Source organism: Aestuariispira ectoiniformans (assembly GCF_025136295.1).
In the GTDB taxonomy this organism is placed as follows: domain Bacteria; phylum Pseudomonadota; class Alphaproteobacteria; order UBA8366; family Aestuariispiraceae; genus Aestuariispira_A; species Aestuariispira_A ectoiniformans.
In genome coordinates, this window is sequence record NZ_CP062788.1 from 1,101,731 (window position 1) to 1,127,957 (window position 26,227).

At 59.3% G+C, this 26,227-nt stretch carries 21 protein-coding genes; 17 read left to right on the top strand and 4 right to left on the bottom strand.

Annotation, left to right across the window (positions count from 1 at the left end):
* Positions 1-180 precede the first annotated feature (180 nt).
* From IF205_RS05445 to IF205_RS05460, 4 genes are read left to right on the top strand one after another with little or no spacing between them, the layout of a single operon-like run.
* Positions 181-1,428, top strand: a complete 1,248-nt coding sequence (locus IF205_RS05445; protein ID WP_259782277.1) for a sarcosine oxidase subunit beta family protein — start codon at positions 181-183, stop codon at positions 1,426-1,428.
* A 20-nt stretch (positions 1,429-1,448) separates the two neighbouring features.
* Positions 1,449-1,757, top strand: a complete 309-nt coding sequence (locus tag IF205_RS05450; RefSeq protein WP_259782278.1) for a sarcosine oxidase subunit delta — start codon at positions 1,449-1,451, stop codon at positions 1,755-1,757.
* Complete coding sequence (locus IF205_RS05455; protein WP_259782279.1) at positions 1,754-4,768, top strand: sarcosine oxidase subunit alpha family protein; 3,015 nt, start codon at positions 1,754-1,756, stop codon at positions 4,766-4,768. The genes IF205_RS05450 and IF205_RS05455 overlap by 4 nt, the downstream gene beginning before the upstream one ends.
* The gene (locus tag IF205_RS05460; protein WP_259782280.1) at positions 4,761-5,333 is read left to right on the top strand and encodes a sarcosine oxidase subunit gamma; all 573 of its coding nucleotides are present in this window, start codon (positions 4,761-4,763) and stop codon (positions 5,331-5,333) included. Before IF205_RS05455 ends, IF205_RS05460 begins: the two co-directional genes overlap by 8 nt.
* Positions 5,334-5,404: 71 nt before the next feature.
* Here the strand turns inward: IF205_RS05460 and IF205_RS05465 are convergent, their stop codons facing one another.
* Positions 5,405-7,258 (bottom strand): hypothetical protein, encoded by a 1,854-nt coding sequence (locus tag IF205_RS05465; RefSeq protein ID WP_259782281.1) that lies wholly within the window; start codon positions 7,256-7,258, stop codon positions 5,405-5,407.
* 137 nt (positions 7,259-7,395) lie between these two features.
* On the opposite strand from IF205_RS05465, the gene IF205_RS05470 reads away from it, so the two are divergent.
* On the top strand, positions 7,396-8,349 hold the full coding sequence (locus IF205_RS05470; protein ID WP_259782282.1) for a transporter substrate-binding domain-containing protein: 954 nt from the start codon (positions 7,396-7,398) through the stop codon (positions 8,347-8,349).
* Between the two features lie 8 nt (positions 8,350-8,357).
* On the opposite strand, the gene IF205_RS05475 is transcribed toward IF205_RS05470, so the two are convergent.
* Positions 8,358-9,284, bottom strand: a complete 927-nt coding sequence (locus tag IF205_RS05475; protein WP_259782283.1) for a DMT family transporter — start codon at positions 9,282-9,284, stop codon at positions 8,358-8,360.
* 240 nt (positions 9,285-9,524) lie between these two features.
* Here IF205_RS05475 and IF205_RS05480 point away from each other — a divergent pair, with 240 nt between their 5' ends.
* Positions 9,525-9,866: a cupredoxin domain-containing protein gene (locus IF205_RS05480; RefSeq protein ID WP_259782284.1), complete on the top strand. Its 342-nt coding sequence runs from the start codon at positions 9,525-9,527 to the stop codon at positions 9,864-9,866.
* 36 nt (positions 9,867-9,902) lie between these two features.
* Complete coding sequence (locus tag IF205_RS05485) at positions 9,903-10,733, top strand: FTR1 family iron permease (protein ID WP_311195738.1); 831 nt, start codon at positions 9,903-9,905, stop codon at positions 10,731-10,733.
* Between the two features lie 37 nt (positions 10,734-10,770).
* On the opposite strand, the gene IF205_RS05490 is transcribed toward IF205_RS05485, so the two are convergent.
* Complete coding sequence (locus IF205_RS05490; protein WP_375542675.1) at positions 10,771-11,862, bottom strand: CobW family GTP-binding protein; 1,092 nt, start codon at positions 11,860-11,862, stop codon at positions 10,771-10,773.
* Between the two features lie 90 nt (positions 11,863-11,952).
* The gene (locus tag IF205_RS05495; RefSeq protein ID WP_259782286.1) at positions 11,953-12,867 is read right to left on the bottom strand and encodes a glutaminase; all 915 of its coding nucleotides are present in this window, start codon (positions 12,865-12,867) and stop codon (positions 11,953-11,955) included.
* Between the two features lie 170 nt (positions 12,868-13,037).
* Between IF205_RS05495 and IF205_RS05500 the strand changes: the two genes are divergently transcribed.
* From IF205_RS05500 to IF205_RS05545, 10 genes are all read left to right on the top strand, one after another.
* On the top strand, positions 13,038-13,511 hold the full coding sequence (locus tag IF205_RS05500; RefSeq protein WP_259782287.1) for a MaoC family dehydratase: 474 nt from the start codon (positions 13,038-13,040) through the stop codon (positions 13,509-13,511).
* A gap of 101 nt (positions 13,512-13,612) precedes the next feature.
* Complete coding sequence (locus tag IF205_RS05505) at positions 13,613-14,560, top strand: bifunctional riboflavin kinase/FAD synthetase (RefSeq protein WP_259782288.1); 948 nt, start codon at positions 13,613-13,615, stop codon at positions 14,558-14,560.
* Between the two features lie 237 nt (positions 14,561-14,797).
* Positions 14,798-17,644 (top strand): isoleucine--tRNA ligase, encoded by a 2,847-nt coding sequence (gene ileS / locus IF205_RS05510; RefSeq protein ID WP_259782289.1) that lies wholly within the window; start codon positions 14,798-14,800, stop codon positions 17,642-17,644.
* Positions 17,645-17,650: 6 nt separating this feature from the next.
* The gene (gene lspA, locus IF205_RS05515; protein WP_259782290.1) at positions 17,651-18,154 is read left to right on the top strand and encodes a signal peptidase II; all 504 of its coding nucleotides are present in this window, start codon (positions 17,651-17,653) and stop codon (positions 18,152-18,154) included.
* 36 nt (positions 18,155-18,190) lie between these two features.
* Positions 18,191-18,766 carry a DUF3035 domain-containing protein gene (locus IF205_RS05520; protein ID WP_259782291.1) on the top strand — a complete coding sequence of 192 codons (576 nt, stop codon included), beginning with the start codon at positions 18,191-18,193 and terminating at the stop codon, positions 18,764-18,766.
* Positions 18,767-18,876: 110 nt separating this feature from the next.
* Entirely contained in the window at positions 18,877-20,250 is a 1,374-nt protein-coding gene (locus tag IF205_RS05525) for a M16 family metallopeptidase (protein WP_259782292.1), read from the top strand.
* Positions 20,247-21,575, top strand: coding sequence for a M16 family metallopeptidase (locus IF205_RS05530; protein WP_259782293.1), 1,329 nt, complete (start codon positions 20,247-20,249; stop codon positions 21,573-21,575). The genes IF205_RS05525 and IF205_RS05530 overlap by 4 nt, the downstream gene beginning before the upstream one ends.
* A gap of 92 nt (positions 21,576-21,667) precedes the next feature.
* Complete coding sequence (locus IF205_RS05535) at positions 21,668-22,996, top strand: phosphoglucose isomerase-related protein (RefSeq protein ID WP_259782294.1); 1,329 nt, start codon at positions 21,668-21,670, stop codon at positions 22,994-22,996.
* A gap of 17 nt (positions 22,997-23,013) precedes the next feature.
* Positions 23,014-24,912 carry a DNA mismatch repair endonuclease MutL gene (mutL, locus tag IF205_RS05540; RefSeq protein WP_259782295.1) on the top strand — a complete coding sequence of 633 codons (1,899 nt, stop codon included), beginning with the start codon at positions 23,014-23,016 and terminating at the stop codon, positions 24,910-24,912.
* A gap of 118 nt (positions 24,913-25,030) precedes the next feature.
* Positions 25,031-26,221 (top strand): MFS transporter, encoded by a 1,191-nt coding sequence (locus IF205_RS05545; RefSeq protein WP_259782296.1) that lies wholly within the window; start codon positions 25,031-25,033, stop codon positions 26,219-26,221.
* The last annotated feature ends 6 nt before the right edge of the window (positions 26,222-26,227 follow it).

Sequence of the window (26,227 nt, forward strand, 5' to 3'; positions counted from 1 at the left end):
CTGTCGCTGGTTCATGGATGTTCTGTTGCAGTTTTTTGTAAACCTGACTGCTAGGATCCGGGCCGAACCTGCCTTTGGAAAGGTCGCGGATTTATAGGGAATACATCGTGGCGCATCAGGTGCTGCGGTGACTTTTGAGTTTCTTTGACCGGCAACTCTGCAGGCCGGACGGGGATGGGCATGAACAAATATTCGATCTTCTCGCTCATGCGGAACGCGATGAGCTACCACGAGAAATGGCAAAAGGCCTGGCGCAGCCCGGACCCGAAGCCGTCTTACGATGTCATTATCGTCGGCGGTGGCGGTCATGGTCTGGCGACCGCCTATTATCTGGCAAAAGAATGCGGCATCACCAATGTTGCCGTGATCGAGAAGGGGTGGCTTGGCGGCGGTAATACCGGCCGTAACACCACGATTGTACGGTCGAACTATTTGTGGGACGAATCCGCAGGCATTTACGAACATGCAATGAAATTGTGGGAAGGCCTGAGCCAGGACCTGAACTACAACGTCATGTTCTCCCAGCGCGGCCTGCTGCATCTGGCCCATAACGTCCACGACCTGCAGGAAATCGGTCGTCGCGGCAACGCCATTCACCTCAACGGCATCGACAGCAAGTTCCTGACGCCGGCCCAGGTGAAGGAAATGGTGCCGCTGATGAATATCAACTGCCGCTATCCGGTCCTGGGCGCGCTGTTGCAGCCGCGCGGCGGTACGGCCCGCCATGATGCTGTTGCCTGGGGCTATGCCCGTGGCGCCGACAACATGGGTGTGGACATCATCCAGAACTGCGAAGTCACCGGCTTCCGGATCGAAAACGGCAAATGCCTGGGCGTGGAAACCACGCGCGGCTTTATCGGCGCAAAAAAACGCGTCGGCGTCGTCACCGCCGGTCATTCCGGGGTGATGGCTGAAATGGCCGGTTTCCGTCTGCCGATCGAAAGCTTCCCGCTGCAGGCGATGGTCTCTGAGCCGCTGAAGCCCTGCATTGATACGGTGATCATGTCCGGTGCGGTTCACGTTTATATCAGCCAGTCCGACAAGGGCGAATTGGTCGTGGGCGCAGGGTCTGACAACTTTGTCTCCTATTCCCAGCGCGGCAGCTTTGACATGATCGACCACATCATCACGCCGATGGTGGAGCTGTTCCCCTTCACCTCGCGTCTGCGCATGATGCGTCAGTGGGGCGGGATCGTGGATGTGACCGTCGACCGGTCGCCGGTCATCACCAAGACCCCGGTTGAAAACCTGATGTTCAACTGTGGCTGGGGTACGGGTGGCTTCAAATGCACGCCGGGTTCCGGCAACGTCTTCGCCCACAGCCTGGCGAATGGTGAACTGCACCCGATTGCAGCACCCTTCACCATGGAACGTTTCAACAGCGGTGCGCTGGTCGACGAAGGTGCGGCCGCGGCCGTGGCCCACTAAGACGCCGGGGAGGATTAGCCATGCTTACGATTAAATGTCCTTGGTGTGAGGAAGAACGGGATCAGACCGAATTCACCACACATGGTGAGGCCCATATCGCACGCCCGGAAGACCCGAATGCACTGAGTGATGAGGAATGGGGCGATTACCTGTTCTTCCGCACCAACCCGAAAGGGATGCACCGCGAACGCTGGGTTCACGATCACGGCTGCCGTCGCTGGTTCAATATGCTGCGCCATACGGCCACCGATATCATCTATGCCACTTACAAACCGGGCGATCCGATTCCGGAACTGCCTGAAGACGTGAAGGACGGGGGCAAGAAATGAGCCAACAGAACCGTTTGAGCACTGGCGGCCGCGTCGACCGCAGCCGGAAAGTGCGCTTTACCTTCGAAGGTAAGTCTTATGAAGGTTTTGCCGGTGATACGCTGGCGTCCGCCTTGTTGGCGAACAACGTTCACCTGGTAGGCCGCAGCTTCAAATATCACCGCCCGCGCGGTGTGCTGACTGCCGGTTCCGAAGAGCCGAACGCGATTGTACAGCTTGGTACCGGTGCGCGCACGGAGCCCAATACCCGTGCCCCGATGATCGAGCTTTACGACGGTCTGAACGCCAACCCGCAGAACTGCTGGCCGTCGGTCAACAGTGACATTGGCGAGATCAACAACAAGCTGTCCCGTTTCTTCCCGGCAGGCTTCTACTACAAGACATTCATGTGGCCGAAATCCATGTGGATGAAATACGAGGAAGTCATCCGTCATTCCGCCGGTATGGGGGTTGCCCCGACCGAGGAAGACCCGGATAGCTATGCGACTAAGCATGTTCACTGCGACGTTCTGGTCGCGGGCGGTGGCCCGGCTGGCCTGGCGGCGGCTCTCGCTGCCGGTCGTTCCGGTGCCCGTGTCATCATTGCCGATGAGCATGGCGAATTTGGCGGGTCCCTTTTGGGTGATGCCGATGCCACCATCGACGGCAAACCGGCGATGGAATGGGTTGCGTCGGCTGTTGAAGAGCTGAAGGCGATGGAAGAAGTCACGGTTCTGCCGCGCACCACCGTCACGGCCTATTACGACCACAACTTCCTGACTGCCCTGGAACGTGTCACCGACCATCTGGGCCCGCAGGACAATACCGATATCCCGCGTCAGCGCTTCTGGCAGATCCGTGCCAAGGAAGTCGTCATCGCACAGGGTTCGGTCGAACGTCCGATGCTGTTCGGCGACAACGACCGTCCGGGTGTGATGCTGGCCAGTGCCGTCCGCACCTATATCAACCGTTTCGGCGTGCTGCCGGGCCGTGAAGTTGTTGTCTTCACCAACAATGACAGCGCCTATCGCACGGCGATTGACGCGGTGGCGGCCGGTGCAACTGTCCACGTGGTCGATACCCGCAAGGGGCCGAAAGGCGCGCTTGTCGAAAAGGCCCGCTCCCTGGGCGTGGACGTTCACGACAATTGCGGCGTCATCGGCACCTGCGGCAAAAAGAAAGTGACTGGCGTGGACGTCATGGAACTGAACGAGGCCGGTGACGGCGTCGTTGGCTCCAGCTTCCACCTGAGCGCGGATATTGTTGCGATGTCCAGCGGCTGGACGCCGATGGTCAGCCTGTACAGCCAGGCGCGCGGCAAGCTGCGTTATGACGAAGAGCTTTCCACCTTCCTGCCCGATCACTGTCAGTGGGCCAACCACAATGTCGGGGCCTGCAACGGTGACTTCACGCTGGAAGGCGCACTGTCCCAGGGCTTTGAAGCCGGTGCCAAATCCGCCAAGAATTGCGGTTTCGGCGACGGTGCCGCCCCGGCAACGCCGAAGGCACCGCAGGAAGCGGAAGAGCCGCTGCGCGTGCTGTGGTATATCCCGTCGGATAAACCGCTGGGCCGCAAGCGCAAGCATTTCCACGAGTTCCAGAATGATTCCACCGTGGCCGATATTCATATCGCCGCGCGGGAAGGTTTCATCTCCGTGGAGCATCTGAAACGTTACACGACCACCGGCATGGGCACCGACCAGGGCAAGACGTCCAACGTCAACGCCATCGGCATCATGTCCGGCATTCGCCAGATCGCGCCGAATGCGGTGGGCACCACCACCTTCCGTCCGCCTTATACCCCGCTGACCTTCGGGGCGGCGACCGGCCATGGCGTGAAGGAATTGTTCCTGCAGAAGCGTAAATCGCCGATGCATCCGGCCCATGAGGCCCATGGTGCGGTCTATGAGGATGTGGGGGACTGGAAACGTCCGCGCTACTTCCCGAAAGATGGTGAAGACATGCACGCGGCTGTGCAGCGTGAATGCAAGCAGGTTCGTGAAACCGTCGGCATGCTCGACGCTACCACGCTTGGCAAGATCGATATTCAGGGGCCAGATGCGGCCAAATTCCTGAATATGATCTATACCAATGCCTGGCTGAAACTGGGTGTCGGCAAGGCCCGTTACGGCCTGATGTGTAATGAACACGGTATGGTCTTCGACGATGGTGTGACCACGCGTCTGGGCGAAAACCACTTCCACATGACCACGACCACCGGCGGTGCCGGGCGTGTGGCCAACTGGCTGGAGGAATGGCTGCAGACCGAATGGCCGGAAATGGAGGTCTATTGTACCTCTGTGACCGAACAATGGGCGGTGATGGGCCTGAACGGTCCGATGTCCCGCGATCTGCTGTCGGAACTGTGCGACGACATTGACCTGAGCGGCGAGAGCTTCAAGTTCATGGAAATGCGCGAAGGTCACGTGGCCGGTGTTCCGGCCCGTGTCTACCGGATCAGCTTCACCGGCGAACTGGCGTTCGAGATCAACGTGCCGGCCCGTTATGGCCTGCATGTCTGGAACGCGCTGATCGAGGCCGGTAAGAAATACGACCTGGTTCTGTATGGTACCGAATCCATGCACGTGCTGCGTGCGGAGAAGGGCTTCATCATTGCCGGTCAGGACACGGATGGTTCCGTGACCCCGATGGACCTGGACATGAGCTGGATCGTTGGCAAGAACAAGGAAGACTTCCTGGGCCGCCGTTCCTTCGCCCGTTCCGATACCTCGCGCGAAGGCCGCAAGCAGATGGTCGGTATCCTGACCGAAGACCCGAATGTGGTCCTGCCGGAAGGCGCACATGTGGTTAAGGAACTGAAGGATAAGCCGCCGATGGAGATGCTCGGTCATATCTCCTCCAGTTATATGAGCCCGAACTGTGGCCGGTCCATCGCAATGGGCCTGATCAAGGACGGTTTCAAACTGAAGGGGCAGAGCTTCTATGTGCCGTTGATTGATGGCGCGACCCATAAGGTAACCATTACCGATCCGATTTTCTTCGATAAGGAAGGGGTACGGTCCCGTGGCTAACAGCATTACCAAAACCAGCCCGCTGGACGGGCTCGCCAAACCGGCGGGCAGCAATGTCCGTATGGAAGAACGGCCCTTCGTCGGCAAGGTCACCCTGCGCGGCAATCCGGAAGACAAGAAATTCCTGAAAGCCGTGGAAGATGTGCTGGGCGTGGCGCTGCCGCTGAAACCCTGCAGCTTCAACAGCGGTGCCACCTATACCGCCTATTGGGTGGGGCCGGATGAATGGCAGATCTATACGCCGGAAGACGGTCAGAATGCCTTGGTCACGGCCCTGCGTGCGGCTCTCGAAGGCATGCACAGCCAGGTTGTTGACGTCAGCGACTATTACGTGGTGATCCGGATCAGCGGCCCGGCTGCCCGTGAGGTGCTGATGAAGGGCTCGCCTCTGGATGTGCACCCGCGTGCTTTCCAGGCAGGCCAGGTTCGCGGCACGCGCTTTGCCAATGCCACGATCCAGTTGTCCCAGGTCGACGATGCACCGACCTTCGACGTGCAGATCCGTTGGTCCTTTGCCGAATATCTGTGGAATTACTTCCTGGAAGCGGCAAAAGAATTCGGCTGAGCCCTGGCGTCAGACTGAAACAGGAAACGCGGTCCTTCGGGGCCGCGTTTTTTGTTTGGGGACGGGGAACATTACCCCGGTGATCCGAAAAACTGGAAGAAGCTGCTTCGTTGGGATGCTTTCGGGGCTTCGTTTGGCCTGGTCCTCTGGAAGGGGTTATACAGGACGAGGCCGATGACGAGCGGCGTGATGGCGCTGCTGGCGATAAAGGCCAGGGCCTTGGGGTTGCCGATGATATCGCCTTTGAAATGGACGAAGGCGGCCACGGCGCAACCGGCAACCGAGAAGGCGACCAGGAGAACGACGTGATGCAGGAGGAATGGCCGCCGTCCGACAACCAGCCGGAAACAGGCGAATCCCACGGCGGCCCCGAGGAGAGCGCTGACATGGGCATAGAGCTTGCTGTTTTCGAACAGGATTATCCCGGACCGTCCACTGTATTCGAAGTATAGGCCGCAGAGGTAGGTTGCGAATATCACTGACGCCCAGGCACCGATGAAGGTTTTCACCCAGTCCAGCAACTTGAAGCGAATATCGCTGTCGTGGAACGCGATGTTGCGCTGTTCGTTCATGCAGAGCATTCCGACGAAATAGCCCCCGATCAGCGCGCTGGCGTTCATGGCGACGCTTGTCACGATGGCAACCTCGAAGTCTTTGATAAAGCCGACGGTCGTCAGCACCATCACAATGGCGGTTATAGCGATGATGGCGACGATCATGCTGATGATCAGCGTATCGCTGTTCGGGCGGTTATTGACCGTGCCGCTATATGTCAGGCCGATCCCGCGCAACAGGATTTCCGGCTGTTTGACCTTGGTGGAAAAGGTAACGAGGACAGAGACCTTGATGAGGCGGTTCAAAAGGCTGTTGCACTGCTTGCGGATATCCCGCAGTTCCTGGAACAGGCATTCAACAAGTTTCAGTTCCACATCGCCGACGCTGTCGTCCCCCTGGATTGCGTGGAGGATATTGTCGAGAACGGTGAAGGCGAGAAGCGGACTGCCCTCCCGATCCACATGCGCCGCGCTATGGACGGTTTCCAGATCGACATTGGAACGGTTGGCGACGAGCTTGACGGTCTTCGCCGTCTTCACCGCCTTCTTGCGAATTTCCCGGAGGCCGTCATCAATCTCGCGCAGTTCATCCTTGAAGGGCATGAGCGCGCGTTCCAGCGACAGTGACAGGCGGGACTGGTCCAGCCGCCATTTCAGAAATTCCAGGCGCGGGTAGATTTCCAGAAAGTTCTGGTCATGGGGCAATTCCAATTCGCCGGGGAAGATTTTGGGTTTCGAGGCATCGGCGCCGAACTGCTGAAGGAATGTCTTGATGTCTTCCTTGGGCGGCTGAAAGCTGTTGAAATCCTTGGTCAGCGCGTCAACAACCAGGGTTGCCCGGGATGGAATCAGGGCCGCCTGTTGCAGGCCGCGCCGGAACCGGGGCTCCAGATGCGGGATCGTCAGGAAGCCGAGGGCGACTGTGACGCCATAGGCAAGCGGACTGGTCCGGTCCGCGTCATAGACGGGAAGCGTGGCGATGATCTTACCCAGCATGGGCATGTCGCCCAATGTCATCAACAAAGTGGGATAGGCATAAATGAACAGGACGATGCCACAGCCGAACAGGCCGTAAACGACGCTCCAGAAACCGAATTGCAGCCAGGTTGTGAAATTGCGCGCGGGCCTGGGGGGATAACCCGCCGGTTTGATCCTGTCGTCTGCCCAGAGAGAAAACCGGTGCATATAGAAAAGAAAGACAATTGCGAGCACAACAGTCAGGGGGATGATCTCACCAAGGGTTCCCCCGAACATGGATTGATTGTTGGCAAGCACGTCACTGACAACATTGGATTGAAAGCTGCCGACGTTGTCCAGACTGAACAACACCAATGCCCCGATCAGAAGAGCGACTGTAACACCGATCGACATGCATCCCTCCCATCTGTCAATCGACGGACCACATCCCCTTTGGCTGGTGGTGGCATTATGCTACCATAATAATAGATAGAATGCTATCTTGTTAGCGGGGATTGTATTTCGGGCTTTTCCCCAGGGGAGGTGGCGACATGATGAAGGGATGGACCATCCGGTGTCTGACTGTGGTTTTCTGCTGTCTTGGCGCGGTCCCGATGGCGTCCGGGGCGTCGGATGACATTCTCCGGATCGGCATCCGGACCGACGCGCCGCCTTTTTCCTACCGGGAGATTGCGCGGGACGGCCGGCATACCGGAAAACCCGCGGGCTATTCGGTGGAATTGTGCCGCCAATTCGCCGAAGTTGCTGGGCTGCGGGCAGTCTATGTGGATGTGGACACCCGGACCCGCTTCAGGAACCTGGGGCTGCCGGGGGACAGGGGGATTGATATCCTCTGTGGGGCGACAACAGTGACCCTCAACATCCTGCAAGACTTCGATGTTTCCTTTTATACCTTCCTGACGGCGACCACCTTCATGTCCAGTCAGGGGCTGGAACAGATTCTCGATGATGACGAGGGTAAGCAAATTCGTGTGCGATACCGCTCAGATACGACGTCGCGCCCCGGTGAGAAGCGTTGGCAGAATGATACACGGCGTCAGTTGAGCAGGCTTTTGGGGGTGAAGGCGGGCAGGTTGGACTTTCTCTCGCTGTCCAGTCATTGGGGGGCGGTCAAGGGCCTGAAAGGAGCGGCTGCGGGGAAAGGTGGCTTTGACCTTTATATCGGGGACCGCCCGATTTTAAGCTGGCTGGTCAAGGACGATCCATCCACAAGGCCGCTGGGAATCTATGTCAGCAAGGATGTCCTGACGGTGCAGCCCTATGCCTTGATCCTGCCGAAATGCAGTAACCGGCTGCTGGCCCTGAACCGGTTTCTGGCCGGTATGTTCCTGGATCAAAAGTTCCAGCGGCGCTGGCGGGAGCGGTTCGGCTATGACTACGATGCCGGTTTTGCAAAGCTGATGCGTTTTCAGACCCTGGTGCCGGATGGGGTGAAGGCCGAACCTCGATCTTCACCCTGTGGCAGACGGAACCATGCAGGGTAAGGCGCCCGTCAGCCATTGGAAATGGCGGCGATGCGGCGACGGCGTATCAGGCCCAATGCCTGTATCATGCCCAGGGTAACCAGTGCCATGCCTGCCAGTTCGAGCGGTCCCGGAGTTTCACCCAGTATCGGATAGGCGAAGACGATGGCCGCGCCCGGCACCAGGGCGGAGAAGATGGCCCCCCGGCCTGCGCCTAGAAGGGAGACGGCTTTGGAGTAAAGCAGCAAGGCCAGGAACGAGGCGCAGATGCCTTGGAACCCGCCTTGCAACAGCAATTCCTGCCACGGGGCTTGTCGTAACGGCACACCACCTGTCGCCACCAGATAGAGCGGCAGATAGGCGATCATGGATGTTACCGCCACCAGTGCGGTGGCATGCAAGGGGGGCACGGACCAGCGCTTTACCAGAACCGTATAGCTGGCCCAGAGGACCCCGCTGCCGATGAACAGCAGGTCGCCAATCCAACTGTCGTTGCCATTCGCACCTGCCGACCAGTTATTGAGCCCGATCAGGAGTACGCCGCCGAGAAGGGTGAAAAGCCCCAGGGCGCGCCGTCCCGGATGCTCACCCAGTAACCACCATCCGCCGAGGGTGGTGCACATCAGCATGACCGCCGGTCCGATTGCGCCGCTATGCCCGGCTGGTGCGAAGGTCAGACCGGCGATTGTGACGAGGACATAAGGGATGCCCGCCCCGGTCGCCAGCAGCAGGACCTGCCACAGCCGCAATCCGCCCAATCCCTTTTTCATGATCAGCGGCAAGAGTAGCAATCCCGCAACGCCAAAGCGCAACGCCGCAATATCCGTCGGCCCAAGTGACTGGCCAACGCCCAGCTTCGAAACGACGGGCCAGGCCCCCCAGATGATTGCCGCCAGCGTGCCGCAGGCGATCCCCGTCAAAAAACCGCCATCGGCAACCGTTTTCCCTGTCTTCATAATACAACCCTTCCAGGTTTTTGCTGTTATTTTAGGGGACTAGGTTATGGCTCCCTTTGTGATAACAGGTCGCATTTGTTGGCGGGTTTTGCGGAGAAATCGCAAAATTCACCCGTCATTTGCGAAAGGAAAAACGTCTATTGAAATTGCGAATGCGTTGCAGTAGAAGTGTCCCAGGCTGTAGAATGGCCTTAAGGCCAAAAAACTGTAGTTCAAGTAATGTTGAAGGAACGCATTCAAATGACCAAAACGTTTTCCCTTTTCGCATCCGTACTCGCACTGGGCGTCGTGGCCGCACTGCCCGCGCAGGCGGACGGCGTCAAGACATTCGAACTGACGATCAAAGATCACAAATTCCAGCCGGAGCGTCTTGTGGTGCCGGCGGGTGAGGATTTCGTCGTTGTCGTCAAGAATGAAGACGACACTCCGGAAGAGTTCGAAAGCCATGATTTGCACCGGGAAAAGGTGATCAACGGTCATTCCACGGGCAAGGTCCGCCTTGGCGGGTTGAAACCCGGTGAATATGCCTTTGTCGGCGAGTTTCACGAAGACACCGCCAAAGGTGTGATCGTCGCGGAATAATCGACCAACCTCCAAACAGACCACAGGACATCCATCATGATCGCCGCCCTTATCATCGTCTTCCGGGAAGTGCTTGAAGCAGCATTGGTCGTCAGCATCGTTTTGGCCGCGACCGGTGGCGTTCCGGCCGCAAAGCGATGGGTCGGCCTGGGTGTCCTGTGTGGCATTGCGGGCTCGGCTGTGGTGGCTCAATTCGCAGGTGTCATTGCGGACTCGCTGTCCGGTTACGGTCAGGAAATTTTCAACGCCTCGGTGTTGCTGTTGGCGGTATTCATGCTGGCCTGGCACAACGCCTGGATGGCCGTGCACGGGCGTGAGATTGCCCAGGAGATGCGCGCTGTCGGGAATGCTGTCCGTGAAGGCGGGCGTCCGCTTTATGCGCTGGCGGTGGTGGTCGGTCTGGCAGTCATGCGGGAAGGGTCGGAAACCGTTCTCTTCCTCTACGGTCTGGCGGCCTCCGATGGCGGTTTCGCCGATGCTGTGTCCGGCGGGGCCGCGGGGCTGGCGATCGGTGTGGCGGTTGGCGCGGCGCTTTATCTGGGGCTGCTGCGCATTCCGACCCGCCATCTGTTCAGCGTGACGTCCTGGATGATTACCCTGCTGGCCGCGGGCATGGCTGCCCAGTCCATGACCTTCCTGTCGGCGGCGGGGATCGTCGACCTGGGGTCGGTGCTGTGGGACAGTTCCGCCCTGCTCAGCGAAAACAGCATTCCGGGCAAGATTCTGCACACCCTTGTCGGTTACATGGATCGGCCCACGGTTTTGCAGGTTGCCGTCTATTTAGGCGCGCTGGCCCTGATCTACGGCGCAACGAAATTCGTCGCCGCCCGCCATCAGGCCGCCCAGCGCATGGCCTCGGCAGAGTAGTCGGAGACAGGCAGGAGGTCTTCCTGCCTGCGCCTTCCTAGATATCGCTTTCCATAAACGACTGGAATAGCTGTTCCACCGGTTCCTGGCTGAGGTCCTTGGTGATCATGACGATGCGGCTGCGCCGGTCGTCGTCGGGCCAGGCCTCCAGCATTGTGGGCGGATGGAATACATGCTGAACCCCGTGGATAGCGACCGGACCTTTTGCCTCTTCGACATTCAGGATGCCTTTGATGCGTAACAGCCGCTCGCCCTGGGTGGCGATCAGGCTTTCGATCCAGTCGACGAAACGGTCCCAGACGATGGGCTGGTCATAGGTCAGGCAAAAGGCGCGGATGCCGTCGCCATGACGGTTCACATCGTGAGGGTGATCATGGTGATGATGCCCGTGGCCGTGGTGATCGTGCTGGTGCCCATGCTCTTCGGCAAAGGCCTCTTCATGCAGCCATTTCGCCACATCGGCGGTTTTTTTCTCAGGGTCGAACAGGCCCAGCCCGAATAGCGCGCCTGCGGAGACCTCTCCGTTCAGCACGGGCAGGATCGGGGCTGCCGGGTTGTTGGCCTTCAGGCGTTCGGTCAGGGCCGCCACCTGTTCCGGCGTGGCGATATCGGTCTTGGTCAGCAGGATGCGGTCGGCAACTGCGGCCTGTTTGACGCTTTCCGGCTGATTGTCCAGTTGCGTCATGCCGTTGACGGCATCCACACAGACCAGCACGCCATCCAGACGATAGCGGTGGGATAGTACCGGATCGGTCATCAGCGTGTGCAGGATCGGGGCCGGATCGGCGAGGCCTGTGGTCTCGATCATCAGCCGTTCAAAGGCCGGAACCTCATTATTGTAGCGTTCCTTGATCAGGCGGCGCAGGGTGGTGATCAGATCGCCCCGGATGGTACAGCACAGACAGCCGCTATCCATCACGATCATATCCTCGTCCGCCTTCTCGACCAGCATATGGTCCAGCCCGACCTCGCCGAATTCGTTGATGACGACGGCGGTCTTGTCCATATCCGGCTGGGTCAGGAGATGGCGCAGCAGGGTCGTTTTCCCGCTGCCCAGAAAACCGGTGAGGATGGTAACGGGCAGGGCGAGGGGTTCTTCGTCGGTCTGGCTCACGGCGCGGGCTCCCATGGCTGGCGGCGTTGATTTGTGTCAGGGCCGTTTATGCCGTCTCGCAGAAGGCTTGTCATCCCCCGGAAGGCGGCGCGGCAAAGGGCGGTATCAGAAAATCGACAGGCCGGTTTTCGTGGTGAATAGCTCTAATGCCCTGGTCCCGACCAGCGAGTTGCCGGCCGCGTCCAGTTCCGGGGCCCAGACGGCGATTGAAAACTGACCCGGCAGAACCGCGACGATCCCGCCGCCAACCCCGCTTTTGGCGGGTAGGCCGACCGAATAGGCGAAGTTACCGACGGCATCGTACAGCCCGCAAGTCAGCATGATCGCGTTGACCCGCTTGGCTTCCCGTTGGGTCAGCACCTGTCTGTTGGCAATCGGGGAATGACCGCCCAGGACCAGCGGTTGCACGGCACGCACCAGATCGAGGCAGTTCATGGTGATTGCACATTGCCGGAAATAGACGTCCAGCACGCTGTCCACGTCGCCGGTGATGTTGTTGAAACTGCGCAGCAGATTGGCAAGTGCGGCGTTGCGATAGCCATGTTCCCATTCCGACAGGGCCACTTCCTCGTCGACGCGGTTCTGGTCGTTGCCGGAAAGCTGGCGGACGAAATCCGCCACGCGGCGCGGGGCGTTGGCGCTGTGGCTGGCAATGACATCGGTGACGACAATGGCACCGGCATTGATGAAGGGATTGCGGGGAATGCCGTTTTCATATTCCAGCTGCACCAGCGAGTTAAACGCCGTGCCGGAGGGTTCCCGCCCCACACGCGTCCATAGGTCCTCGCCCATGATGTCCATCGCCAGCATCAGGCTGAACAGTTTGGAAATGCTCTGGATGGAAAAGGGTGTCTCTGCGCTGCCGACGGAATATTCCGTGCCGTCGGCCAGCCTCAAGGCCATGGCGAACTGGTCGGGGGATACCCGCGCCAGGGCGGGGATATAGTCCGCAACTGCGCCCTTGCCGAAATAGGGCTGCACGTCTTCCTGAATTTCATCCAGGATCTTCTGAAAGTCCATTGTCGCGCCTTGCTTCTGGTCAGGGCCCGTCTGCATAGCTTCCTACGTGTGAAAGGGCAAGGGCGGTAATGGAGTGGGGCCGGTTGCCATCAAAGGTCAGACGCGTTAGCGTGTTTGTTGTGCGCTGCCGAAACGGCGCTGCAGCAAAATTAAAGGAAAGCGGGAAAAGAATGGATATGTCCCATGCCCATCACGAGGAAATCACCGGATATTTCCTCGAGGATCTGAAGGTAGGAATGTCGGCGGTTTTCGCCAAGACGATTACAGAGGCCGACATTGTCATGTTCTCAGGCGTGACCGGCGACATGAACCCGGTGCATGTGAATGAAGACTATGCCAAAGACACCATGTTCAGGGGCCGTATCGCCCATGGCATGCTGACCGGCAGCCTGATTTCCACCGTCCTGGGTATGAAAATGCCGGGGCCGGGCTGTATCTATGTCAGCCAGAACCTGAAGTTCATCGCACCCGTTCGTGCCGGTGACACCGCCCAGGCGCGCGCGATCATCACCGATATCGTCCCCGAGAAGAAGCGGATCGTCATGCGGACGACCGTGCATGTGGGCGGGACGACTGTCGTGACCGGCGAGGCGCAGATGATGGTTCGTTCCCGCGCGGAAGAGGAACTGAAGGAAAGCGCCTGACTTTTCCCCGATCAGTCGGTATAGGTAGCCTGAACCTTTGGCTGTCATGCGGAAGGTGCATACTATGGAATGGGCAATAGTGACGAGAATGCGGGGACCGGATGCAAATCGTCCGTGATCGGAAAAACATACCGTCGTCGGCCAAGGGCGGCGTGGTGGTTATCGGCAATTTCGACGGCGTTCATCGCGGCCATCAGGCCGTGATCGGGCAGGCCGCCGATCTGGCGGAGGCGGTCAAGGCGCCGTTGGTGGTGCTGACGTTTGAGCCGCACCCGCGCAGCTATTTCCGCCCTGACGATACCCCTTTTCGTCTGACCCCGTTCCAGAACAAGGCCCATCACCTGGAAGCCCTCGACGTGGATGTTCTGGTCGCGCTCGATTTCGGTGCGGAACTGGCCGGGATGGAGGCTGAGGACTTTGTCCGGCAGATTCTGGTGGCCGGGCTGGATGCTGCCCATGTGGTTGTGGGCTATGACTTCTGTTTCGGCAAAGGCCGCACCGGCACGCCTGACAAACTGCGCGAATGGGGCGGATTTCCGGTAACGACCATCTCGCCTGTCGCCAGCGCTGATGAGGAGGTCTATTCCTCCACCCGCATCCGCGACTATCTGCGCACGGGCCGACCGGGTCTTGCCGCGGCCCTTCTTGGCCGCCCGTTCGAGATCGAGGGAGAGGTCAATACCGGACGCCAGCTTGGCCGAACCATCGGATTCCCGACTGCCAATGTGGGCCTGGACGATTATCTGCGCCCGCTCTACGGCGTCTATGCGGTGCGGCTGGGACTGGAGCAGGGGGACGGCCATGTGGGCTGGTATGACGCGATCGCCAATCTGGGCAATCGCCCGACGGTGGACGGTGTCCAGGAACAGTTGGAAGTCCATATTTTCGATTTTGACCAGGACCTTTACGGCAAGGTCGTACGTGTCGCCCTGATCGAATTCATTAGGCCCGAACAGAAATTCGACGGGCTGGAGGCGTTGAAGGCGCAGATCGAGGAAGACTGCCATGTGGCGCGTCGCATCCTGCATACAAGGGCGGCGGGGGCGTGATGCGACCGGATCGCTGGCTGAATGCCTTGATTTTGCCTGTGGCGGAGCCTACATTCCCCGACATTATGCGGAATGGTTCCAAAATAGTGATTATTGCTGGTCGAATTATCGACCCGACCCCGCGTGGCTGATTGGCCCACGGGTGTCGGGAAAAAGGGCTGAGCGGACGCGGCCCGCAGCAGATAAAAATCCGTATTTCACGCGAAAACCGAACGTATTTTTCGAGAGCGTACAAGCATGACTGTCGACTACAAAGACACAATCTTCCTGCCTAAAACAGACTTCCCGATGCGTGCCGGCCTGCCAAAGAAAGAGCCTGAGATCATCGCGCGCTGGGAAAAACAGGGATTGTGGGACCAGATCCGCAAGAACTCCGAGGGCCGTGACCTTTTCGTCCTGCATGACGGCCCGCCCTATGCCAACGGCCATCTGCATCTGGGCCATGCGCTGAACAAAATCCTGAAGGATATCATCAGCCGCAGCCAGCAGATGATGGGCAAAAGCTCGCTTTATGTGCCGGGCTGGGACTGCCACGGTCTGCCGATCGAATGGAAGATCGAGGAACAGTATCGCGCCAAGGGCCTGGACAAGGACGAGGTGCCGATCAACGAATTCCGTAAGGAATGCCGCAACTTCGCCGCCAAATGGATCGATGTGCAGCGCGAGGAATTCAAGCGTCTCGGCGTGATGGGTGACTGGGACAACCCCTATATCACCATGGATTTCAAGGCCGAGGCGCAGATTGCCCGCGAGATCGGCAAATTCCTGATGAATGGCGGCCTCTACAAAGGCTCCAAGCCGGTCATGTGGTCGGTGGTCGAAAAGACCGCCCTGGCCGAAGCCGAAGTGGAATACAAAGAGCATAAATCCACGACGTTGTTCGTGCGCTTCCCCGTGACCAAGGCGGGCGATGCACTGCTGGAAAACGCAGGCGTCGTGATCTGGACGACCACGCCCTGGACCATCCCGGCCAACCGGGCGATCGCATTCGGCGCGGATATCTCCTATGCCGTCTATGAAGTGGCCGAGGTCGAGGAAGGCTCCGCTGTTGCCGCCGGTGAGAAGCTTGTCATCGCCGATGACCTGGCGGAAGATCTGCGTCAGCGTTTCAAGGTGGCAAGCTGGACCCGTCTGGGTCAGGCAAAAGGCCTGGATCAGACCGTCTGCACGCATCCGCTGCATAAGGCTGATGATGGCTATACTTTCGACGTGCCGATGCTGGAAGGCGATTTTGTCACAACCGAACAGGGTTCCGGTTTCGTGCATATCGCGCCGGGCCACGGCATGGATGACTATCTGCTGGGCCTGAAACACGGGATCGAAGCACAGCAGACAGTGGCCGAAGACGGCAGCTTCTATGACCATGTGCCGCTTTTCGCAGGCAAGGTGATCTATACGCCGGAAGGCAAGGTTGGCGACGCCAATGGCTCTGTCATCAAGGCGCTGGCGGAGGCGAGCAACATGCTGGCCAAGGAAAACATCCGCCACTCCTATCCGCATAGCTGGCGTTCCAAGGCCCCGCTGATCTTCCGCAATACCGCACAGTGGTTCATCTCCATGAGCCATAATGACCTGCGTGAAACCGCACTGCGCGAGATCGACAAGACGGCCTTCTACCCGGAACGCGGCCGCAAGCGTCTGCGCTCCATGATCGAAGGCCGCCCTGACTGGTGTGTGTCCCGTCAGCGCGCCTGGGGTGTGCCGATCCCGGTCTTCGTCAACAAGGAAACCGGAGAGCCGCTGCGTGACCAGAGCGTGATCGACCGTGTCGCCGCGGCCTTCGAGGAAGAGGGCGGGGATGCCTGGTTCAGCCGGGATATCTCCGATTTCCTCGGTCCGGATTACGATGCCAATGACTATGAGCAGGTCAAGGATGTGGTCGATGTCTGGTTTGATTCCGGCTCCACCCACACCTTCGTGCTGGAAGGGCGTGACGACCTGAAATGGCCGGCGGACCTTTATCTGGAAGGCTCCGACCAGCATCGCGGCTGGTTCCACAGCTCCCTGCTGGAGGCCTGTGGCACCCGTGGCAAGGCCCCTTACGAGGCTGTGCTGACCCATGGTTTCATTCTGGATGAAAAAGGCCGGAAGATGTCCAAGTCGCTCGGCAACGGGATCGAGCCGGAAGACGTCAATAACCAGTATGGCGCGGATATCCTGCGTTTGTGGGTGGTCTCCGAAGACTATACGCAGGACCTGTCTATTGGCCCGAACACGCTGAAGCAGTTGGGCGACTATTACCGTCGTTTCCGCAATACCTTCCGCTGGCTGCTGGGCACGCTGACGGCCTTCGATCCCGCCAAGCGCGTGACCGATGTGGCCACCATGCCTGAACTGGAGCAGTGGCTGCTGCATCGCCTGCAGGACATGGACGCCATCGTCCGCAAGGCGGCAACGGAGTATGACTTCCACAGACTGTATCGTGAGGTTCATGATTTCTGTAACCTGGACCTGTCGGCCTTCTATTTCGACATCCGCAAGGACGCGGTCTATTGCGATGCGCCGAATGATCCGAAACGTCTGGCCTGCCTGAGTGTTCTGGACGAGGTTTTCTCTCGCCTGACCACCTGGCTCGCGCCGATCCTGTGCTTCACCGCGGAAGAGGCTTGGTTGACCTACACCGGCGATGCAGAAGGCAATTCCGTCCATCTGCGCGATTTCCCGGAAACGCCGGCCTCCTGGCGTAATGAGGCGCTGGCGGAGAAGATGGAAAAGGTCAAGGCCGTGCGTCGTGTTGTCCTCGGGGCATTGGAGATCGAACGCGCGGAAAAGCGCATCGGTGCCAGCCTGCAGGCCGCCCCGACCATTTATGTCTCTGCTGATTATGAGGCGGCGCTGGAAGGTGTCGACCTGGCAGAGGTGGCAATCACCTCCGGTGCTGAACTGGTTGTCGGTGCGGCACCGGAAGGGGCCTTCACCGTGGCGGATGTGGCCGACGTGTCAGTCGTCCCGGCGCTGGCCGATGGCGAGAAATGTGAACGCTGCTGGAAAGTCCTGCCGGAGGTTGGCAGCAATGCCGCCCATAAGGATGTCTGCGGGCGTTGCGCGGATGCTGTCGATGCCGTCGCAGCAGCGGCCGAGTAATCGGCGATGTTACGCTTCGGATTGCTGATCGCCCTTGGGACGCTGGCCCTCGACCAGATCACCAAATGGTCCGTGATGACCGGCTTGTTCGGGTTGCCTTTCTGGCAACCCGCGCCGGGCTTCCCCTGGGAAGACGGCGTGACGGTCACCGGCTTCTTCAATCTGGTGACGGTCTGGAACCGGGGAGTCAGCTTTGGCCTGTTCAGCAATGCCTCCCATATCGGCCCCTGGGCGCTGTCCGCCGTGGCGGCCGTGATTTCGGTGATCCTGGTTTTCTGGCTGCGCAAGACGGAAAACCGTCTGCTGGGCGTCGGACTGGGGATGATCCTGGGCGGGGCGATTGGCAATGTGATCGACCGCGTGCGTTTCGGGGCTGTCTTTGATTTCCTCGATTTTCACGCTGTCGGGTATCACTGGCCCGCCTTCAATCTGGCCGATTGCGGTGTGGTCGTCGGGGTCTTTTTCGTCCTGTTGGACGGAATATTTGCAAGGGACACGGTGCGTGAGTAAACTGTGCCCGGAATTTGAACGTTTGGTGTGAACGGAATGCGGAAAAGCGGAATACTGATCGCAGGTGTCTGCCTCCTGGCCTTGAGTGGTTGCGGTGGTCAAAGTGCGGGTAAAATTCTGGGGCTGGAAAAACGGTCGCCGGATGAATTCACCGTGGTGAGCCGCGCGCCGTTGACGTTGCCGCCGGATTTCGGTCTGCGTCCGCCTGACCCCAATGCGAAGCGCAGCCGTGAACAGATCGCCCGTGACGAGGCGGAAGCCGCCCTGTTCGGGAAGAAGCGCAAGCGTGAACTGGTCGAGCGTTCCCAACGGGAATTTGATCAGGGTGAGTTGTCGCTTCTGGCCAGCGCTGATGCCTTGGCGGCCGACCCCAATATTCGTGAGGTGGTGGATGATGAGTCTGCGACCCTGGCGGTTGAGGCCGACTCCTTCGTTGACGATCTTCTCTTCTGGAAAGACAAGGAGCCTCTCGGCACTGTTGTCGATGCCAAGGGTGAGGCACAACGTATTCAGGAAAACCAGGGGCTGGGCCGCTCGGTGGAAGAAGGCGACACGCCGATGATCCGCCGTGAGGGTGAAGACAGCACCTTCGACTTCGTCTGGCCTTTCTAAGGCCAAACGCATCTCCCGAGACTTTCAGGTTGAAAATCGTGGTTTTTGCCTGAAAATTGCCATGTTCCCTTGTACCATTCAGGGGATGGCATGGTATTAAAGGCCCCGATATGACCTTCACGAAATTCTGTGCCCGGAACTTTACCGGGCTGTTGTTGCTGGTGCTTTCCGTTGGATTGGCCCAGGCCGCTGTTTTTAACCCGAAAACCAAGACGTTGGAAAACGGCATGCAGGTGGTGGTGGTGGAAAACCACCGGGCGCCGGTCGTGACCAATATGGTCTGGTACAAGGTTGGCGCGATGGACGAGCCGCCGGGCAAGTCCGGTTTGGCGCATTTCCTGGAACATCTGATGTTCAAGGGAACCAAGAACCTGGCACCGGGCGAGTTTTCGGCAACGGTGGCGCGCAACGGCGGCACGGAAAATGCCTTCACCACACAGGATTATACAGCCTACCATCAGTCGATTGCCTCCGATCGTCTGGAGCTTGTTATCAAGCTGGAGGCGGAGCGTATGGTGAACCTGCGCCTTACGCCGGAGGATATCGAGCCGGAACGTCAGGTGGTGCTGGAGGAACGGCGCAGCCGGGTGGAAAACAACCCGGGTGCCCGCCTGTCGGAACAGGCGATGCCGGCGCTTTATTTCAATCATCCCTACCGCATTCCGGTGATCGGCTGGGCGCATGAGATCAAGGGGCTGAGCCAGCAGGATATCGTCGATTTCTATAAGACATATTATGCTCCCAACAATGCCATCCTGGTGGTTGCAGGCGATGTGAAGCCGGAAAAGGTTTTCGCCCTGGCGGAGAAATATTTCGGCCCGCTTCCGGCCGTTGATCTGCCCGAACGCCCGACATGGGTGGAACCGCCGCATGAGGCGGACCGCGAGGTCACCCTGCGCGACGCCCGCGTGACGCAGCCGTCCTGGTCATACCGGATGTTTGCGCCGGGCTATCACTCCGACGATCACAAACGCGGTTATGCGCTGGAGGTTCTGGCGGATATTCTGAGCAGTGGCAGCACAAGCCGCCTTTATCGTGCCTTGGTGGTGGAACAGAAACTCGCCACCAGCGCAGGCGCCTGGTACGACCCGGACCAGCGCGGGCCCGCCTTGTTCGGCTTTTACCTGTCGCCGCGTGAGGGAACTGACATCAATGCCGTTAAAACGGCCCTGTGGGCAGAGGTGGATCACCTTGTGAAGGATGGCGTGACCCAGGACGAAGTGGATCGGTCGATCCGCCGGATGCAGGATAATGCCGTTCTGGCGCTGGACTCCCTGTCCCGCCCGGCCCGGACCCTGGGGGCGGCGCTGGCAATCGGGATGACGATTGACGATGTGGAAAACTGGCCGGACCGGATCAGTGAGGTGACATTGGAAGATGTGAACCGTGCGGCGCGGGACCTGCTGTCAGACCATCACGGCGGCTTGGAAACCAGATTGCTGCCTGCAGAAAAGGCATCTTCGAAGAAGGAGAAAGGCGCATGACACGCATTCTTGCCGCTCTGGCATTGGTCGTCACCTTCTTCTCTGCGCCTGTCGCCTATGCGGTCGATGTTCAGGAAGTAATCAGCCCCGGTGGCATCAAGGCATGGCTGATCGAGGATAGCAGCCTGCCGGTCACGGCCATTGAATTTACGTTCAGGGAACATGGCGCGGCCTTGGACCCGAAAGGCAAGGAAGGCCTTGCGGATCTCACGTCCAGCCTGATTGACGAGGGTGCAGGCGATCTGGACAGCCAGGCTTTTCAGGGGGCGTTGCATGACAAGTCCATGCGCCTGTCTTTCTATGCCGGTCAGGACGGGTTTGGCGGTTCGTTCTACAGCCTCAACCGCTATCGCGATGAGGGCTTGGACATGCTGCATCTGGCGCTGACAAACCCTCGTTTTGATGCAGAGCCTGTGGATCGTATCCGCAGCCAGGTCCTGGTCGGGCTGAAACAACGGCAAACCGATCCGAACTTCATTGCTCATAAGACACTGATGGCGCAGTTGTTCCCCGATCACCGTTATGGACGTTCCACAGACGGCACGCCGGAATCCGTGAGCGCGATTACCGTAGATGACATGCGCGATTTCACACGTCGGGCCTTTACCAGAAAGTCGCTGATTGTTGCTGTGGTGGGGGCGGTGACGGCGGACGAACTCGGCCCCATGCTGGATCGGGTTTTCGGCGACCTGCCGGAAGGGAAACCGGTTGTCGATACGGCAAAGACAGACCCTGTCCTGTCCGGTGGCCTGACAGTGGTAGATATGGATGTGCCGCAAAGCGCCATCAATTTTGCCCAGGCAGGCCCTGATCGCAGTGACCCTGATTTCTATGCTGCCACGGTCCTGAACTATATCCTGGGTGGCGGCGGGTTTTCTTCCCGCCTGACCGATGAAATCCGGGAAAAGCGGGGCTTGGTCTATTCCGTTTACAGTTCGCTTTATCCGCGTGACGAGGCGTCGCTCTGGTTTGGCGGGGCCGCAACCCGAAACGCAAAGGCCAAGGAAACCGTTACCGTCCTTCGTGACCAATGGCGTGAAGTCGCTGAAAAGGGTGTGACGGCGGAAGAGGTCAAGAATGCGAAAACCTATCTGACCGGCTCCTATCCCCTGAGTTTCACCAATACCAGTCACATTGCATCCATTCTGGTCGGTATCCAGCGGGAGGATTTGGGGATTGATTATATCAATCGCCGTAACAATCTGATCGAGGCGGTGACGCCGGGGGATGTGAACCGGGTGGCGAAGAAATTCCTGACGCCGGATAAACTATCCATCGTTGTGGTGGGACGGCCCGATGGGCTGTCGACGGACGGCCCTTCGTGAACTATATATACCCGATTGTTTTTAAGTTGTGCTGGCCGGTTCGGGAGGGTATCCGGCTTGCTGCCAGTCCAAGGGGGGCTTAGTATCGCCAGATGTCACACGGGCGTATTCCATATAATCAAGAAATCGACAATTGCCTGAGCGAACAGATCGGCGACGTTGGAATCACAAACGCCGAACTGGGTGCTTTGCTGGATGAAGCGCAAGGCGGACTTGCGAAAGTCAAACAGGCTTATGAAAGTGACAGCCTGCCGATCCTGAAACTTCCGGCCCAGCAGGCCGATCTGGACCCTCTGCGGCCGATTGCGGAGCATTACCGCACCAGTTTCAAAGACGTGGTTATCCTAGGGACAGGCGGGTCCAGCCTTGGCGGGCGGGCCCTGCATGAAATGGCCTATCCCCGTCGTGGCGGTGGCACCAATGGCGCGCCCAACCTGCATATCGTCACCAATGTGGACCCGTTCAGCTTCTATGCGTTGTTTCAGCGCCTGAACCCGGAGACCACCGGCGTTATCGTAATTTCCAAATCCGGTGGCACGACGGAAACCGTCATGCAGTTCCTGGCGATCCTTCCCGGATTTCGCGAAGTCCTGGGCGATGCGGCGCTGAAGAACCATTTCACGGTGATTACAGAGCCCAAGGACAATCCGCTCCGCCGATTGGGAGAACGTTTCTCGCTGCCCGTTCTGGATCATGATCCCAAGGTCGGTGGCCGTTATTCCGTGTTGAGCCTGGTTGGCATGCTGCCTGCGATGATTTCGGGCCTGGACCCGATGGATGTGCGTGGCGGCGCGCAGACCGTATTGGAACAAAGTCTGGCTGCGGCTCATCCCAGTGAGGCGTTGCCCGCGATCGGGGCGGCAATCAATGTCGGCCTGGCACGGCATCGCAATGTCACCAGTGCGGTAATGCTGGCCTACAGTGACCGGCTGGGGTCTCTCGCCCGTTGGTATCGCCAGCTTTGGGCGGAAAGCCTGGGTAAGAAGGGGCAGGGAACGACGCCGATCTATGGCACTGGCCCGGTGGACCAGCACAGCCAGTTGCAGCTTTGGCTGGATGGCCCGAAAGACAAGATGTTCACCGTCCTCGGCGGCCCCATTGCGCATGGTAGTGAACCAATCCAGGCCGATCTGGCCGATGATCCGAAACTGTCCTATATGGTTGGCAGTACGCTGGGTGACCTGATGGATGCATCCCGCCGGGCGACGGCGGAAACATTGGCCCATAACGGCTGTCCGGTGCGCCTGATTACCATTGGCGATATCAATGAAAACAGTGTCGGCGCGCTGATGATGCATTTCATGCTGGAAACCATTCTGGCGGCCCATCTGATGCAGGTCGATCCCTTCGATCAGCCGGCGGTGGAACACGGCAAGGTCCTGACCCGCCGCTATCTGGCGGACATGAACGGGCACAGCTAGGGTCTGATTGAGTAAACATGGCAAATATTCGTCGTCTGCCGGATAAGGTTATCAACCGGATCGCCGCGGGGGAGGTGGTTGAACGGCCCGCCTCTGCGGTTAAGGAACTGGTAGAGAATGCGATTGATGCGGGATCGGACCGGATTGACGTTCAGGTGCGCGACGGCGGCAAGTCCCTGATCCGTATTACCGATAACGGCTGCGGGATGAGCCCGGACGAACTGCCGGTGGCGGTTGAGCGCCATGCGACCTCCAAGCTTCCAGACGATGATTTGTTTTTCATCTCCACATTGGGTTTCCGGGGCGAGGCCTTGCCTTCCATCGGTTCCGTCAGCCGCATGACCATCACCTCCCGCCCCAAAGATGTGGACAGCGCCTGGACAATTCATATCGAGGGTGGCTCCATTCGCGGGCCTGATCCGGCGGCGGGCTCGCCCGGCACGCGGATCGAGGTGAAAGACCTTTTCTATGCGACCCCGGCGCGGTTGAAATTCATGCGGTCGGATAGGGCGGAAACCAGTGCGATCCTGGATGTGGTACAGCGGCTCGCCATGGCGCATCCCGGTGTTTCCTTCACCATGAATGACGGTAACCGTGACCGGCTGAAGGTCAGCGGCGCGCAGGGTGATATGCTGGACCAGCGCCTGCGCCGCCTGGGCGATATCATGGGACGTGAGTTTGCGGAAAACGCCCTGGCGATTTCCGCAGAACGTGACGGCGTCACATTGACCGGCTATGCCGGTCTGCCGACGCTGAACCGTGGCAATGCGATGATGCAGTTCCTCTTCGTCAACGGCCGCCCGGTGAAGGATAAACAACTGACCGGGGCGGTGCGTGCCGCCTATCAGGATTTCCTTGCGCGCGACCGACACCCGATGCTGGCCTTGTTCCTGGAGGTGGAACCGCGCGCGGTTGATGTGAATGTGCATCCGGCCAAGACCGAAGTGCGTTTCCGGGAGCCGGGCTCTGTGCGCGGGTTGATCGTTGGTGCCCTGAAGCATGCGCTGGCGGAGGCCGGTCACCGGGCTTCGACCACGGTTTCGCAATCGGCACTGGGATCGGTACGCCCGGGTTCGTCCCTGCCGCTTTCCGGTGGGGCATCCTTCCGCTCGCCGACGCCGATGTCATCCGGTCATGGCGGTGGCTGGAACGGAAGCTATGGCTATCAGCCGCAGCCACACCCGTCTGCCGGTCTGATGGAACGCGCCGCGGAATTCCAGTCCCCTGACGGGCAGGCTCCGGCCTTTCATCCGGCGGCCCCCGCCAGCGGGTCCTATGCGGAGGCCAATGCATCGGAGGCCTATCATGAGGCACACCGGTCCGAAGAGGCCAAGAGCTATCCCCTCGGCGCAGCACGCGCGCAGTTGCATGAGACCTATGTGGTCGCCCAGACCGATGATGGCATCGTGATCGTTGATCAGCATGCCGCCCATGAACGGTTGGTCTATGAACGCATGAAAGAGGCAATCGCCGCAGAGGGTGTCAAACGCCAGGGGCTTTTGATCCCTGAAGTGGTCGAGCTGGACGAGGATGCGGTCGAACGGTTGGTGAAACGGGCTGACGACCTGGCGAAGCTGGGGCTTGTGCTGGAGGCTTTCGGCCCTGGTGCGGTGGCCGTGCGCGAAACGCCGTCACTGCTGGGCGAGGTGAATGTCCAGGGCCTGGTAAAGGACCTGGCGGACGAGTTGGAAGAACTGGGCGATACCTTCAGTCTGAAGGAAAAACTGGAAGAAGTTTGCGGAACCATGGCCTGCCACGGTTCTGTCCGGTCCGGCCGCCGGTTGAACCTGGATGAGATGAATGCGCTTCTCCGCCAGATGGAGGCTACGCCCCATTCCGGCCAGTGTAACCACGGACGTCCCACCTATGTGGAGCTGAAACTGGCGGATATCGAGCGTCTTTTCGGACGGCGTTGATTCCAATTATGTCTTGGTTGACCAAAATCATGCGACATCTAGTCGTTGGACATCATAGTGCCGTCCCGTTATAGGTCGTTATGCATGTACCAATGCCCACAGAATTGAGTGTGTTTCTATGAGTGAGATCAAACCCCTTCTGCCCCTTGCCGCCGCAACGGGGATCAGCATCATCGGGTTGGGGACGATCATCCCCTCTCTGCCGTTCTACGCGACCTCCCTTGGGGCCGGTCCGGATGTGGCGGCGATGATCTTCTCTGTCTTTTCCGCAGCCTCGCTGCTGTCCGCGCCCTTCTGGGGGATGATGTCCGACAAGGTTGGCCGGAAGCCGGTTATGGTGATGGCGGTGTTCTTCACCGTGCTGTCCTACCTTTGGATGGCCCATGCCGGGTCGCTTTGGGAGTTATACGCCAGCCGTATCATGGCAGGTCTGACGGCGGGCTGGATGGCCGCCAGCCAGGCCTATGTCGCCGATGTTACCAGCCCGGAAAACCGGGCCAAAGGCCTGGGGCTGTTGGGCGCTTCCTTCGGGATCGGCTTTACGGTCGGTCCGATCATCGGGGCGATCGCAACCCATGGCGACCATGTGAATTTTGCCCTGCCTGCCTATATCGCGGCGGGGTTTGCGGTCACCAGCCTGTTGGTGACACTGTTTTTCGTGAAAGAGCCCAAGCGCCATCATGAGGTTGCCGGGCGCCATCGTCTGCAGTTGTTGAAGGACCCTGATCTGGCGCGGTTGATCGTACTCTACTTCCTGGTTTTCCTGATGTTCACCGGGGTCGAAGGTATCTTCGCCCTCTGGGCCAAGGCGAATTTCGGCCTCGGTCCCAGCCAGGTCGGCTATTTCCTGGGATATTCGGGTATTATCATGATTCTGGTGCAGGGCGGAATTGGCCGTGCCGTCGCCAAGCGCGGTGAGGGCAAGGTGACCGTATTCGCCATCTGCTCGCTGCTTGGAGCCTTTGTCAGTGCGCCCTTCATTACCGGCCCTTGGGGCATCCTGATCCCGATGGGGCTGTTTGCTCTGGCCATGGGGCTGCATAACCCGGCCATGCAAAGCCTGCTCAGCCGCCTGGCCCCTGCAGGCCGTTCGGGTGGTGTGATGGGCGTTGCGCAAAGCACCATGAGCATGGCACGGATCGCTGGCCCGGCATGGGCCGGTGCGGTCTTCACCCATTTCGGGGCGGATGCGCCATTCTATCTGGGGGCGCTGCTGCTGATCCCGATTATCATCTACGGCATGCTGGCGACCGGCAGGGCCCAGCAGGCCGTGGCCGATCGCGTCGATGGTGTTCAGGTGGAAGCCTGACGGCGA